14 protein-coding genes and 2 tRNA genes are annotated in these 13,429 nt (G+C 40.0%); 14 read left to right on the top strand and 2 right to left on the bottom strand.

Features of this window, described 5'->3' with window-relative positions:
• Positions 1 to 94 precede the first annotated feature (94 nt).
• From RMY31_RS29335 to RMY31_RS29325, 3 genes are all read left to right on the top strand, one after another.
• Positions 95 to 334 carry a hypothetical protein gene (locus RMY31_RS29335; protein WP_322656504.1) on the top strand — a complete coding sequence of 80 codons (240 nt, stop codon included), beginning with the start codon at positions 95 to 97 and terminating at the stop codon, positions 332 to 334.
• A 77-nt stretch (positions 335 to 411) separates the two neighbouring features.
• Complete coding sequence (locus RMY31_RS29330; RefSeq protein WP_322656503.1) at positions 412 to 837, top strand: acyl-CoA thioesterase; 426 nt, start codon at positions 412 to 414, stop codon at positions 835 to 837.
• A gap of 210 nt (positions 838 to 1,047) precedes the next feature.
• A complete protein-coding gene (locus RMY31_RS29325) occupies positions 1,048 to 1,281 on the top strand; it encodes a hypothetical protein (protein ID WP_322656502.1) in 234 nt (77 codons plus the stop codon).
• Between the two features lie 80 nt (positions 1,282 to 1,361).
• Here the strand turns inward: RMY31_RS29325 and RMY31_RS29320 are convergent, their stop codons facing one another.
• Together RMY31_RS29320 and RMY31_RS29315 are read right to left on the bottom strand one after the other, a co-directional pair.
• Positions 1,362 to 2,171 (bottom strand): RNA methyltransferase, encoded by an 810-nt coding sequence (locus RMY31_RS29320; RefSeq protein WP_322656501.1) that lies wholly within the window; start codon positions 2,169 to 2,171, stop codon positions 1,362 to 1,364.
• A gap of 91 nt (positions 2,172 to 2,262) precedes the next feature.
• Positions 2,263 to 2,344 (bottom strand) — tRNA-Leu (locus RMY31_RS29315).
• Between the two features lie 371 nt (positions 2,345 to 2,715).
• On the opposite strand from RMY31_RS29315, the gene murA reads away from it, so the two are divergent.
• The 11 genes from murA (at position 2,716) to RMY31_RS29260 (ending at position 13,299) form a co-directional block, all read left to right on the top strand.
• Complete coding sequence (gene murA, locus RMY31_RS29310) at positions 2,716 to 4,119, top strand: UDP-N-acetylglucosamine 1-carboxyvinyltransferase (protein ID WP_322656500.1); 1,404 nt, start codon at positions 2,716 to 2,718, stop codon at positions 4,117 to 4,119.
• 166 nt (positions 4,120 to 4,285) lie between these two features.
• Positions 4,286 to 5,161: a M48 family metallopeptidase gene (locus tag RMY31_RS29305; protein ID WP_322656499.1), complete on the top strand. Its 876-nt coding sequence runs from the start codon at positions 4,286 to 4,288 to the stop codon at positions 5,159 to 5,161.
• Positions 5,162 to 5,171: 10 nt separating this feature from the next.
• Complete coding sequence (locus tag RMY31_RS29300) at positions 5,172 to 5,372, top strand: hypothetical protein (protein WP_409878778.1); 201 nt, start codon at positions 5,172 to 5,174, stop codon at positions 5,370 to 5,372.
• Between the two features lie 245 nt (positions 5,373 to 5,617).
• Positions 5,618 to 6,754 carry an alpha-hydroxy acid oxidase gene (locus RMY31_RS29295; protein WP_322656497.1) on the top strand — a complete coding sequence of 379 codons (1,137 nt, stop codon included), beginning with the start codon at positions 5,618 to 5,620 and terminating at the stop codon, positions 6,752 to 6,754.
• 141 nt (positions 6,755 to 6,895) lie between these two features.
• Positions 6,896 to 7,852, top strand: coding sequence for a glycosyltransferase family A protein (locus RMY31_RS29290; RefSeq protein ID WP_322656496.1), 957 nt, complete (start codon positions 6,896 to 6,898; stop codon positions 7,850 to 7,852).
• Positions 7,853 to 8,382: 530 nt separating this feature from the next.
• Positions 8,383 to 8,466: transfer RNA gene (locus RMY31_RS29285), tRNA-Leu, on the top strand.
• Positions 8,467 to 9,204: 738 nt separating this feature from the next.
• Positions 9,205 to 9,792: a methyltransferase domain-containing protein gene (locus RMY31_RS29280; protein ID WP_322656743.1), complete on the top strand. Its 588-nt coding sequence runs from the start codon at positions 9,205 to 9,207 to the stop codon at positions 9,790 to 9,792.
• 211 nt (positions 9,793 to 10,003) lie between these two features.
• Positions 10,004 to 10,195 carry a hypothetical protein gene (locus RMY31_RS29275; protein WP_322656495.1) on the top strand — a complete coding sequence of 64 codons (192 nt, stop codon included), beginning with the start codon at positions 10,004 to 10,006 and terminating at the stop codon, positions 10,193 to 10,195.
• A gap of 503 nt (positions 10,196 to 10,698) precedes the next feature.
• A complete protein-coding gene (locus RMY31_RS29270) occupies positions 10,699 to 11,496 on the top strand; it encodes a WecB/TagA/CpsF family glycosyltransferase (RefSeq protein ID WP_322656494.1) in 798 nt (265 codons plus the stop codon).
• Positions 11,497 to 11,677: 181 nt separating this feature from the next.
• On the top strand, positions 11,678 to 12,364 hold the full coding sequence (locus tag RMY31_RS29265; RefSeq protein WP_322656493.1) for an acyltransferase: 687 nt from the start codon (positions 11,678 to 11,680) through the stop codon (positions 12,362 to 12,364).
• Positions 12,365 to 13,032: 668 nt separating this feature from the next.
• The gene (locus tag RMY31_RS29260; RefSeq protein WP_322656492.1) at positions 13,033 to 13,299 is read left to right on the top strand and encodes an oligosaccharide flippase family protein; all 267 of its coding nucleotides are present in this window, start codon (positions 13,033 to 13,035) and stop codon (positions 13,297 to 13,299) included.
• Positions 13,300 to 13,429: the final 130 nt, after the last annotated feature.

The raw sequence follows: 13,429 nt of genomic DNA, 5'->3' as shown, positions 1-13,429 counted from the left end.
AAAATTTGGGAATCTTGTTTCTCGCTAAGAATTTAGGATTGCTATGGATATATTGGAAATAGACAGCTATTATCAGTTAGGTTGGTAAGTAGTAATGGTGCAGCAAATAAGACACAATGAACCACAATATATCTGCATTATTCCAATCGATCGAATTACAGGCAACCCAGATGAAGAAATTATGACCTTTGGTGTATCTGCTAGCGAGGCGAAAAATCAAGGCGAACAATTGTTGGCATCTACCTATAGTTGCCATCAATCGCAAGTTTTGGAATTGATGCAGCAGGCAAGAATTGAACCGATAGCTCAATGGTGTGCCCCCGCAGAGCATTAAATAGTAATGCTGAAGTGGAAAAAATTAAGATAGAGAGAGTTTACCCACTAAAACAGCATCACACTAACGAATAATCCATGCAATCGTTCAAAACTCTACTACGCGTTCGGCACTATGAAATGGATGCCCTTGGACATGTCAATAACGCAGTTTACCAAAACTACTTAGAACAGGCAGCCATTGAACACTCCGAACATCTGGGTGTCAATTTCGATTTCTATCGAGAATTGGGTGGTGTATTTGTGATGCGGCGGGTAGAAATTGAATACTTACGTCCGTCTATAGCAGGCGACACGCTGGAAGTTACCACTTGGCTGAAGCAAATGCGTGGCACTCGTTCCTCCCGATGCTACGAAATTCGCAAACAAAACCAAGATGATTTGTTGGTAACAGCGGAGGCGCTATGGGTATGGGTAGATAGAAAGACAATGCGTCCACGACCAATTCCTAGTGTGATACTAGACAAATTTTTGTGCATCCAGAACTCAGGTGGTGGCGGGTGAAAGGGAAGTTGAAGGGCAGGGGAGCAGAGGGGCAAGGGAGATAACTCACTCAGCACTTCTGACTCCTGGTCAATTTTGCTGTCAAGCCTTTTAATGTGTAAAGTTGATAGAGCATATAGTCACAAATATGATGTTATATATGCAAAATTTCCATTTGTAGGAACTGCAAGCAAGATTACGCAAGTAAATCAGGATTTTCGAGTCAATATTATGGAGCAAAGTCAGCAACCACAGCGCCGTGCCGCTGATGAGGAGTTTCAGGAATCTCTCGACCAATTGGAGGATATCCTACAAGAAAGTTCAACTGAAAATGAACAGACACCAAAATTACACACTGGTAGTAGTGAAGTCGAAGTTGGTGAAGATTTGTCAGGTATTGATTTGGAAGCTTTTGAGGACGCAGTTGCTGATATTGAACAATATCTAGAAGACAGAACGAAATAAAAATGCTGAGAGACGCGATTATACTCTTACGAGAAGCCGCTCTTAGGAGCGTCTACGCGTCTGTACAAGGGAGTGCTGAGTTAGGAGTTAGAAGTTATTCTCTCTCTGCTCCCCTGACTCTTTTGCCGCTGTGCTTCGTACAACATTAAAGCAGCGGCGATCGCCACATTTAAAGACTCTACTCCTGGACTGAGAGGAATTTTCACTTGCTTGTCTGCCATCGTTGCTAAATCTGCTGATAAACCAGCACCTTCATTCCCCAGTAAAATCAAACTGGGTTTTCGCCAGTCTACTTCCCAGTAAGTTAAAGTTGCACTGGGCAAGGTTGCCACTACCTGCATTCCCGATCGTTGACACAGTTGCACTGTCGCTTTTAAATCTTCACTAATTGCCGTTGTCAGGCGGAACCACTGGCCTGCCGAAGCACGCAAAACTTTCGGATTATCTAAATCCACACTATCACTGCTTAGCCACAATCCAGATGCACCAGCAGCAGTTGCAGTACGAATTATTGTACCGAGGTTCCCTGGATCTTGTACAGTTTCTAAAGCCAGCACTATACCGTTAATCGGCACTTGAGAGGAGTAATCGCTGCGTTTTGCTGTGGCAACTACACCATCTGGTTGTACTGTAGTAGCGATCGCACTTAATACCTCCCCACTGACAATTTCTGTCCGTTCGCTGCGGCTACAAGCTTGTTCCCATAATGAAGCATGAGTGGCTTGCCATTGGGAAGTACAACACACTGTGACTAGCGGGTAATTCACCGCACAGGCTTCCTCCAATAAATGCGTCCCTTCCAGTAAAAACAGCTGCTGCTTGTGCCGCTCCTTGGTAGAGTGCAGCTTGCGGATTTGCTTGATTAGGGGATTCTGTAAACTAGTCAACATCAAAAAGTTAGGAGTTAGGAGTTAGGAGTTATGAGTTAATTGAGTTTTCGTTCAACTCCTAACTCTTCACTTATCGCTCCTAACTTGAGAATGCGGAACCCGGGACTTGAACCCGGAAGCCTTGCGGCACTAGAACCTGAATCTAGCGCGTCTGCCAATTCCGCCAGTTCCGCTGGCATCCATTATCGACAATTTACCATTATTGCTTAATTATTGATATTTGTCAAGTGCGATCGCTAAGAGGATTGTATAGATATTATGAAGGGAAAATTGGGAATTATTAATAGTGGTTGAGTTTCCCCTGAACCCAATTCCCAATACTGAAAGAAGATAATCGTACTTTCACTGAGTATTTAGTGTTGCCAAAGGGGTATACTCAAAAGTTCCTCATTGGAATTTTTAAATGTCTATAATCCTTGCTCCAGCTTGTTTTAGGTCTTAAATTTCCACCAAAAAAAATTTTATTGCCGCAAGATGTAACGTCAAAATTGTAGACAAATCGATTCTTTACTGTAGAATCAAAACCAACTTTAACCTATAGAATATGTATTTTTTTGGAGGTAGACTTATTAATCCTTCTAGCAGTTCACCAGATGCCAAACTTGCTCCGGAAGCAGACTCCTCAGTCTTGCAAATATGGGGTGGGCATCCTCTGCGAGGTCATGTAAGAATTAGCGGGGCAAAAAATTCAGCATTGGTGATTATGGCTGGAGCCTTGCTGTGTTCGGGAGATTGTCGCATTCGCAATGTTCCCTTATTAGCGGATGTGGAACGAATGGCTCAGGTTTTGTCAGCTTTGGGTCTTCGCCTAACACGACAGGGCGACATTCTAGATATTAATGCCAGCGAAATTACAACTTCAAAAGCTCCCTACGAACTAGTTACCCAACTGCGGGCAAGTTTTTTTGCCATTGGCTCAATTTTGGCACGGTTAGGGGTAGCACAAATGCCTTTACCAGGTGGTTGTGCGATTGGAGCTAGACCAGTCGATCTGCATGTCCGAGGACTGCAAGCGATGGGAGCTGAAGTGCAGATAGAACACGGGATTTGTAATGCCTATGTTCCAGGTAGCAATAAAAGATTAAAAGGAGCCAAAATCTACCTAGATACTCCCAGTGTAGGAGCGACAGAAACATTGATGATGGCCGCTACCCTAGCTGATGGCGAAACAATCATCGAAAACGCTGCACGGGAACCGGAAGTAGTCGATTTGGCTAACTTCTGTAATGCAATGGGAGCCAAGATTCAAGGTGCAGGCTCTAGTACAATTACAATCGTTGGCGTTCCCAAGTTGCATTCTGTTGACTACAGCATTATTCCCGATCGCATTGAGACAGGAACATTTTTGGTTGCTGGAGCCATCACTCGTTCAGAACTTACCTTGTCACCGGTACAACCAGACCATTTGATCCCAGTGATTGCCAAGCTGCGGGAAATTGGAGTGACCATCATTGAGGAAGCGCCTGACTGCTTACGTGTCTTGCCAGCAGACACTCTCAGGGCAACAGATATTGAAACTTTGCCACATCCAGGCTTTCCCACAGATATGCAAGCGCCGTTCATGGCTTTGCTGACATTGGCTGAAGGTGACAGCCTGATTAATGAATCTGTGTTTGAAAATCGCTTGCGTCATGCCTCTGAGTTGAATCGCTTGGGAGCCGATATTCGCGTCAAAGGCAACGCTGCTTTCGTCCGAGGAGTATCGATGTTATCTGGCGCACCAGTATTAGGTACAGATTTGCGAGCATCGGCAGCCCTAGTCCTAGCAGGACTAGCAGCCGAAGGACAAACTACAATTCAGGGATTGCACCATCTCGATCGGGGTTACGATCGCCTTGATATGAAGTTGCAGCAATTAGGAGCTAGAATCCTGCGTGTGGGAGAAGTCCCAGCAAATGCAGAAGTTACTTCCAGTGCCAGTACTTCCCCATCGCCGATTTCGACTTAGTAGTTATCATCAACTACATACGGTAGCAGGCAGGAGTTAGGAGTCAGTTGTCAATTGTTTTATCTTCCACTGCTCCCCCTGCCCCCAACTATGCACACCCTACTTATCGTTATACTAGCTGTGGGAGGCTGTTGATATTTCGTTTTTCCAGCTTACTTTCTACACCATGTCTTTCTTCAAAACTCCGCTAGTTGGTTTAAAAGCTGACTCATTTCGTCATCCGTTAGACCTAGAAGCAACTAAATCTCTCAAACAGATACCAGGTTTAGACTTGATGGTGCGGAATTGGCTCGGTCCAATGGCAGAGCAGGTTTTCTATGTGGAAAATATTGCCTCCAGTGTTTTGGTGGGTGAAAACCAACTGCCCGATTTACACAAGCTGTTGTTAGAAGCCTGCAAAACTCTGGATATAGAGCCTCCCCAGTTGTATGTCAGGCAACATCCTGCTCCGAACGCCTACACTTTTGCGATGCGGGGTAAGCAACCTTTTATTGTGTTGCACACCTCTTTGATTGATATCCTCACACTAGAGGAAATACAAGCAGTGGTTGCCCATGAGTTAGGGCATCTTAAGTGCGACCACAGCGTTTATTTAACACCTGTAAATTTATTAGTCTTAGCGGCGGCAATTGTCCCCAATGTCGGAGCTTTTATTGCCCAAGCTATACAAGCACAACTTTTAGAATGGGTACGCTGTGCTGAGTTTACTTGCGATCGCGCCGCATTACTAGCAACCCAAAACCCCAAAGTTGTGATGTCAGTATTGATGAAGCTGGCTGGTGGTTCCCCAACTTTAGCACCGCAACTTAACCTTGATGCCTTTGTTGCTCAAGCTCGTGCTTACGATGATATCAGCAAGACTGAACTCGGTGAAATGGTGAAAGCAGCCCGTACAGCACAATTAACTCACCCAGTACCAGTACTGCGGGCACGAGAAATTGACCGTTGGGCAAGCAGTACAGAATATCAAACCCTGTTGCACAGTCACGGGCTGAAGCATAATAGTGAAGCTGCATCCAAAGGCGGGTGGCGAAATTGGTAAATCCACTAGAATGATAACCTGCATGAATGCTGCACCCCACCCATCCTACGAATATCAGGTTGGTGGCAGTTTGCCAATTGATGCTCAAACTTATGTAGAACGGCAAGCAGACTCAGACTTGCATGAAGCGTTGCAGACAGGAGGGTTTTGTTATGCGCTGAATGGGCAAATAGGCAAATCAATGCAGGTACGAACCATGAAACGACAGTAGGCGATGGCATTGCTTGTGTCGATATCGCAATAGTGCAGATTAAATAAATAAAATTCTTGTCAGCTCGACACTTAGGAACGCGATCGCATTTACCCATATTCTTCAGATTGGGTATGGGCGATCGCACTTTCTGATTTTCGTCTATAGATATGGTAAATTTTAGGCGATCGCATCACTCCAAAGGGATTTATTATAACTCTGGTCGAATGAAATTACACCTCTTTGGTTAAGCCACAACCGCCACCATGACAGATGTATCAAATAACAATCACTTCCAACCGATTAACTTATTTGAATACGAACAGCTAGCAAAACGTTATCTATCGCAGATGGCTTTTGATTACTATAGCAGTGGTGCTTGGGATGAAATCACACTGCGAGATAATCGTGCTGCCTTTGAGCGAATTAAGCTACGACCTCGGATGCTAGTGGATGTAAGCGATCGCAACTTGAGTACTTCTATTTTAGGACAACCTCTGCAACTACCCCTACTCATTGCACCGATGGCTTTCCAATGTTTGGCTCATCCAGATGGTGAAGTTGCTACAGCACTAGCTGCGGCATCAGCAGGTGTAGGCATGGTGCTGAGTACATTAGCCACTAAGAGTATAGAAGAAGTAGCAGCTGCAGGACACAAAAAAAATGCCTTGCAATGGTTTCAGCTTTACATCCATAAAGACCGGGGTTTGACTCGTGCTTTAGTAGAAAGGGCTTACGCCGCAGGCTACAAAGCGCTTTGTCTAACAGTAGATGCTCCTATACTAGGACAGCGGGAACAAGATCGGCGTAATGAGTTTGCTTTGCCACCAGGAATGCATCCGGCTAATCTTGCAACTATCTCAGGACTAGATATTTACCATCAACAAGGAGAATCTGGGTTATTTACCTATTTTGCCCAACAACTCAACCCAGGAGTAACTTGGCGTGACTTGGAATGGTTGCAGTCTATCTGCCCATTACCTTTGGTACTTAAAGGAATTTTACGGGAAGATGATGCTGTGCGTGCTGTAGAGTATGGAGCCAAAGCAATTGTTGTTTCCAATCATGGTGGCAGACAACTTGATGGTGCGATCGCGTCCTTAGATGCTCTAGCTGAGATAGTAACAGCAGTAGATGGTAGAGCAGAAGTGCTTTTAGATGGAGGTATCCGGCGGGGTACAGATATACTTAAAGCTTTAGCAATAGGAGCAAAAGCAGTACTCATTGGGCGACCTGTTTTGTGGGGACTGGCGGTAGGAGGACAAGCAGGTGTATCTCAAATCGTAACCCTGCTACAAGATGAGTTAGATGTGACAATGGCTCTCAGCGGCTGTTCTAAGCTACAAGATATCGATCGTAGTTTAGTTAAATCAGTCAATCCCCAAAAGCGTATAGACAACTAGCTTGAGAGTGAAGCAAGTGTGAGACTTCAACTGCCATGATAAAATCATACAAGTGCAAATTTATTCAAATATCGCTTTTCTACTAATACAAATAGTATTTTCTATGAAATATATTTAAATAGATAATTAGGAATCTTTAATATGATAACAGCGCCTAGATTCAACTATATAATTACAATTCACAACAAGGAATTTTTAATTGAAAAAGTTTTAACATCTATCTTAATGTGCTGTCGCAATAATAGCCATATTTATCCAGTTTTAGATGGTTGCACTGATAATACAGAAGCAATTGTAGATTCGCTGATCGAGAAATTCGCTAATGTACCAATAACAAAAGTATATACTCCGGACGTGCATGAAATTCTGTCTATAAATGCAGGATTGCGTGCAGCAAATCAAGACAATGATGGCTACAACATTATTTTGCAAGATGATGTTATATTAGCAGACTTTATGTTAGAAGAAAAAGTCACAAAACTCTATGAATGGGTAGGATCAAATTTAGGATTTGTATCGTTTCGGCTAGGTGCTAACTTTGCTAAAGATGCTGCAACAAGTGAAACAGGCTTTTTCACAGATTATGTTGAAAATGCCTATGGGCATGGCATACCTGCAAAAGTTCTACTACCAGGTCATTTTGCATATAGAACAGTACCCATTAAAAGCCCAGTTTGTATTCCGTCTGCATTAATTCGCTCAGTAGGAATGCTTGAAGAACGCCTAGCGCCATATATGTATGACGATCTCGAATATGCAATACGTTGTATTAAAGCAGGTTTTATGAATGGAGTTTTTGCAATTCGTTTTTATTCAGATATTAAGTGGGGAACCACAAGAGCAAAACCAGATATTCAAATGGGCACAATTGCCAAAAGGAATCTTGAGAAAATTAGAGAGTGGCATGGTGATGAAATAAAAAAAATTTGTGAAGTCGGACAAAATCAGGAAATAGTTCAAATACCACATATGGTCAGTGAAGTTGAAAACAGATTAGCATTAGATACCTGGGAAAAAAATCATCAAGAATTGGAGCGTTTTTCTAATACATTAGGTAGGCGAATGATTAGGATGATTAAATCTATAGTAAAGCGTTAGAATCAATCCGAGCCGAAAGCTGAAAACCAAGTTGAGTATCACAGATGTACATAGCAAATATCGCACTTTTCTTATTTTGTAAGAATCCGAGTAATATCGTTGGGTAAACTACCCTCAAAACTGGTCAGCTAAATTTTTACTTATGGTAGAAAACAAAGTTATTGTCATTATTGATATGGTCATAAGTAGAATGGCTGAAATAATTCACGCTATGTCATTGCGAATGGAACGAAGTGAAATGAAGCAATCGCAAGGGTTATATCGATTTTACATTCTGTTACATAGCTATGTTTATTTTCACCGACTTACTTAAATTAAAACCACGAAACGTGCATTGAAAAAATTTATTTGAGACTGTTGCTGGCTTGCAGGAAAACATTTATATCTCATAGGATGGGAGATGATACCACGTTTATGTAGTTCTGTCAACAAAATGCTTAGACTTTATTAAAAGTGAAAAATTTAAGATTATTTATCAATCCTTGTTACAAATTCGCTAAATAGAGTATAATAGTAAAGTTGCAATCCTAGGGCGGGTGGCGAAACTGGTAGACGCACCACACTCAAAATGTGGCGACCTTGCGGTCATAGGAGTTCGATTCTCCTCCTGCCCACTTGAAACAGCATTAATCTCAGTGATAGTTTCTACGCAGGTATTTGTCTAGTATCACCTGTAGGTTTACTGAAATAAAAGGTTAGTAAAGTTATTACTAAACAGGTGCTAAGACTAAGAACTTGCTTCTCAGTCATAGATATTCTCTTAAACATTGCCAAAAATTATTGGCTGATAAAATGGGAACCATCAAGCAGGAAGTTATGTCTATCTTTAGATAGATGAAATTTATTATTTTTAGATATAATTTTATACATAAAATTGCTATTAGTAAAGCTACAAACCTTAATACTAAGTAAATTTGCGCTTTAATGAGAATTGCTGTAAATTTACACCTTTCATAAAGGGTATGTTAAAGATGTAGACAGAACTATAAGCTAAAATACTAAACTTAGTAATTAATAGGTGCAATAAATAAAAATTATCCACACAATTAAACAACAAAACCAGAGTTATATTGCTCTGATATATTATGTTATATAAAATTTGAATGTAATAAATGCATCCAAACTATTTATATTAGCAAGTTTTTGAATGTTCGCATATTTTATAAATTTATAAGAGGTTAGGTCTGGTGCAATCCATAAATTTAAAAACTAAACCAAACATCAAATTTTTTATTTATGAAGTAGTAAAACCTCTAATACAAGTTCGGTTTTTTGGAAATAGTCGTTTCTGTCCAGTTTGCCAGAGCAATGTACAGAATTTTAGTCCAGCACCCGCTACCCTACCACAGTCAATGTGTCCAGTTTGCCATTCAGTGATGCGACATAGGCTGGTCTGGATATTCTTTGAAAGATGTACTAATCTTTTCGATTCAAATAAGAAAAAAATGCTTCACGTCGCGCCAGAATATTGTTTTCAACGGCGTTTAAGTCGAATCAAAGGTATAGACTATTTGACCGCAGATATTTCTATGCCTTCGGCTATGGTGAAGATGGATATTACAGATATTCAATATCCAGATAATACTTTTGATGTAATTTATTGTAGTCACGTCCTCGAACACGTTGTAGATGATAGAAAAGCTATGCGTGAGTTTCATCGAGTCCTAACTAATAAAGGTTGGGCTGTGCTACAGGTGCCAATTGAAAGGCCCGAGACTACATATGAAGATCCATCAATTACAGATCCGGCCGAACGGCTAAAAGCATTTGGTCACCCAGAGCATGTTAGATGCTACAGCGCCAAAGATTACGAGCAACGTCTCATTGATGCAGGCTTTAGTGTAAAACGTATCAAACCCCTTGAATTTGCAAGTATAGAGGAAATAGAAAAGATGAGGATTTCAAAAAATGAAGATATTTTCTTATGCACTAAGTTATAGAGCTAGTGCAAGAAGGCAAAAGTAAAAAAGAGCCATTGCTTTATTGCGCTTTGTCGATTTATAGACATACTCCATGTAGTTTCCCGCAGGATAGCAACCAGGGTTCAAAAGGTAAAAAAGTCTTACACTCTAAACTTTTGCCTGCTTGACATGTTAAGTTTATTTACGCTGTGTTATACTAATCAATTAGAAAGCTAAAAAAATTAAGATTATGCAACTTAAAAGATGGGAGTCTCCCCGCCGAGAGGGTAGAAACGATAAAGGTCGAGGTGGTTCAGCAAGAAAGCGTCAACTCAAAAAACAAAGACAGATGTTACGCCAAAGACTAAAAGAAGACAGCAAGCCAGAAAAAAGTATCAATCGTAAACAGGGGGAAGATAAACAAGTCTTCCCCTTTTTTTAACAGAAAAGCTAAAAATAACAACCAAGCACATAAAATCTAGATTAAAAGTTATATAGATGACATTTTTGCCATTAATTATAAAAAATATTACTACTTATAAAAATATACTATTTCACATAAAAATAACCAAAAAATTGCTCAATTAACTGTTTGTGATTGCGCCATAGTACAGGGTTATTTTGCGGTATAAAGTGTTTTTCATAAGTATATTTAATGTAAATGTAATGCTAGCGTAAATAAATGAAAAATCAATTATGAAGTAAATGTGAACTTTGTTATTAAGAGTGTAACAACCATTAGTTAAGCCAGTAAACTAATATACGGTTACAGATGATCCTAGTAGTTTCAGGGAAGTACGAAAGTTACAAAAAAAGTATTATCAAGTGTTCAGGTGTGAACACGCTATAAGTACCAAAAAATTAAAAACTCAAACTTGTTGATTTTTTAGGTGCGAAAAATTCCCTAAAATAATGGATTTTTATCTTTGACACAAGGGGTGATTTATGGTAGGAGGAATGTTTCTGCCTACTCAAAAGGTACTTGATTTTCCTATTACGGCTTTACGTTTTGACGATCAGATACAAACAATCTTGAAGTGGGCGATCGCTCGAGAGAGTAAAACTGTATGTGTAGCTAATGTACATATGCTCATGGAGGCCCACTGGAATTCAGAATTTGCAAGCGTATTGCAAAGCGCAGATATAGTCACTCCTGATGGTATGCCTTTAGTTTGGATGATGCGGCAAATGGGAGCGCATTACCAAGACCGGGTAGCAGGTATGGATATCTTTCTGGCATTGTGTCAGCAAGCTCAGGTGCAAAATATTAGTATTTTCTGTGTAGGTTCGCAAACCGAAGTTCTTTCTAGAATGAGAAAAAGGTTAGAGCAGGAATTTCCAAGGCTGAAAATAGCAGCCATGGAACCCTTACCTTTTCGTCCCCTAACTGAGACTGAAGACGAAGCTTTGATTAATAAGATTAATTCCAGTGGTGCTGGCGTGGTACTTGTATCTTTAGGATGTCCAAAACAAGAAAATTGGATGGCTCAGCATAAAGGTAAAGTTCAGGCAGTCATGATTGGATTGGGTGGAGTTTTCCCAGTTTATGCAGGTATTCAGAAGCGCGCCCCAAGAATAGTACGAGACTTAGGACTGGAATGGCTTTATCGCTGGATTCAAGAACCGCGACGACTCTGGCGGCGCTATGCTACAACAATTCCACCTTTTATGTGGTTAGCTACTAAACAACTACTATTATCAAGTCCTCTTAGAGGAGTCTTCTTAAACGGAACTGGAGATTGAAGACTTAGTATTTGGTGATTTAAGGTGAAATACAACATAAGTCTTCGCTATTGTGCATTTTACCCTTAGATAAACGAAGATACTAATTATCTTCCAGAGGTGTAAAATAAGCGCTGGGATTTAATAATAAACATTCATCACCAAAAATTACTTAGTTCAACAACTTAGGAGAACCTTGCTAATGGATAGATTCATCGTTGCTGTTTTGGTAGCTTTGTTACCATCTAAACTGAAAATTTTAGTTTTAAGAATGATGGGGCATGAAATTGGAAAAAACGTTCATATTGGAATGTCAGTCTTAAATATTAAGAAAATAACTCTAAAAGATGGGGTAAGAATTAATAATTTTAACTACTTAAAAAATCTTGCGCATCTAAATATGATGGAGAGATCGGCTATTGAAGGATGGCTGAATTGGTTGACTGCTTCAAACACACATAATTATGGGCAAGAAGGCTTTGGATGTTTAGAAATTGGTGAGGGAACTCGGATATTAAGTAGGCATTATATAGATATTCAAGAGCGAGTAACAATCGGGAAATATAGTCTGATAGCCGGTAGCAATTCAGTTTTCTATACACATACTCTAATTGCAGACCCAAATTCTAGAGGAATCAATAAGCCAATTTTTATTGGCGATCGCTGTTATGTTGGCAGTCATTGTATCATCTTACCGGGGTCAGCTATCGGCTCATTTACATTAGTAGGTGCTGGTTCGGTAATCACGAAAAATTTCTCGGATAAAAATTATGTTTTAGTAGCTGGAAATCCCGCAACTATAAAGAAAAGCTACTCCGAAAAATCTAAGTTTTTTGGTTACTCCAAGCTTGCAGAAACAAATGCTGTTTTGGAAATGTCTGAGAAGTAAGAACTTAAGTCTTAGTTCATACTTAACTGAATGATGAAGTCAAAAATATAACTAAGTGCGTTCTTGTGTTACTAGAGCGATCGCGTTACATTATGTCTTTTGTGCAAGTTTGGTGCGCCAGTATCTGCTGCAAGATTTCCCAAAACATCACAGGAAAATTAGAACTTTATAAAATCTTAACAAATAGCGACCTAGGCTAAAGAGCATTTAAAGCTCAAGAATATAAGAAATAGGCTGTTTTGTAATGAAATTAAATCCATACTCAGTAGATTTTCTTATAAAACTTTCTTGAATGCTGCCAATTTGCCAAAAGATTGTGGCAATATAAATTTGACAGTAGTTACAAAACGCAATAATAATTTTTGTAACCAAAAGTAGTCATTTGATGTTATGTATATATCTCAGTGACATGTTTTCAGCAAAAGACTACACCGAGAGATAGCAATTCAGTAAATAGGATGAGACTTACATGAAATGAAAAAGCAACTTATTATTCACTGAGCTTGGAATATGACAAATAGATACTGCCAGTCCTTTCATTGGTAAAACCTGTAATGGAATCACCAAAACAATCATCAAATTTTCGAAAGAAAGCAGTTAAACGGGTATTCTGGTCTGCAATAGAGAGTTGGCGATGCCAGACAATTTCCTTTAGTGTTTTCTGGTTAGTGGCAGGTATACTAGGTTCGGAAAGATTTAGGTTAATTGCTTTACTTGGGTTATTTATAGCTTTTGTAGAACTTATTATTGAACGAGGATTTGCTACAGCGATCGTTCAACGTCAGAAATTAAAACTAGAGTATTTCAACACTGGCTTCAGGGCTAATTTAATATTCACTGTATTTCAAGTAACGCTGAGTCTAGCTTGTGTTGATTGGACAAAATCTGCACTGAGAGATCGCCAAGCTATAAATTTTTTGAGTGTTTCAGCTTAAATGTAATGATTGTTAGCCTTATGGACTTCATGGAACCGAATTATGGGTCAATCAATCAATAACAATAGAAATTCAGCAAAAATCCAAGGAACAAATCGACGAATATCTAGAGTGGTGTATCGACCTGAGA

Source organism: Dendronalium sp. ChiSLP03b (assembly GCF_034531165.2).
Taxonomy (GTDB): domain Bacteria; phylum Cyanobacteriota; class Cyanobacteriia; order Cyanobacteriales; family Nostocaceae; genus Dendronalium; species Dendronalium minutum.
Note: the sequence above shows the minus strand (reverse complement) of the source record. Positions and strands in the feature narration are given on the sequence as shown.

Bases quoted from the DNA above. Each gene is read 5' to 3' on its own strand.
- RMY31_RS29335 (WP_322656504.1), top strand. From the start codon at position 95: ATGGTGCAGCAAATAAGACACAATGAACCACAATATATCTGCATTATT.
- RMY31_RS29330 (WP_322656503.1), top strand. From the start codon at position 412: ATGCAATCGTTCAAAACTCTACTACGCGTTCGGCACTATGAAATGGAT.
- RMY31_RS29325 (WP_322656502.1), top strand. From the start codon at position 1,048: ATGGAGCAAAGTCAGCAACCACAGCGCCGTGCCGCTGATGAGGAGTTT.
- RMY31_RS29320 (WP_322656501.1), bottom strand. From the start codon at position 2,171: ATGTTGACTAGTTTACAGAATCCCCTAATCAAGCAAATCCGCAAGCTG.
- murA (WP_322656500.1), top strand. From the start codon at position 2,716: ATGTATTTTTTTGGAGGTAGACTTATTAATCCTTCTAGCAGTTCACCA.
- RMY31_RS29305 (WP_322656499.1), top strand. From the start codon at position 4,286: ATGTCTTTCTTCAAAACTCCGCTAGTTGGTTTAAAAGCTGACTCATTT.
- RMY31_RS29300 (WP_409878778.1), top strand. From the start codon at position 5,172: ATGATAACCTGCATGAATGCTGCACCCCACCCATCCTACGAATATCAG.
- RMY31_RS29295 (WP_322656497.1), top strand. From the start codon at position 5,618: ATGACAGATGTATCAAATAACAATCACTTCCAACCGATTAACTTATTT.
- RMY31_RS29290 (WP_322656496.1), top strand. From the start codon at position 6,896: ATGATAACAGCGCCTAGATTCAACTATATAATTACAATTCACAACAAG.
- RMY31_RS29280 (WP_322656743.1), top strand. From the start codon at position 9,205: ATGTGTCCAGTTTGCCATTCAGTGATGCGACATAGGCTGGTCTGGATA.
- RMY31_RS29275 (WP_322656495.1), top strand. From the start codon at position 10,004: ATGCAACTTAAAAGATGGGAGTCTCCCCGCCGAGAGGGTAGAAACGAT.
- RMY31_RS29270 (WP_322656494.1), top strand. From the start codon at position 10,699: ATGGTAGGAGGAATGTTTCTGCCTACTCAAAAGGTACTTGATTTTCCT.
- RMY31_RS29265 (WP_322656493.1), top strand. From the start codon at position 11,678: ATGGATAGATTCATCGTTGCTGTTTTGGTAGCTTTGTTACCATCTAAA.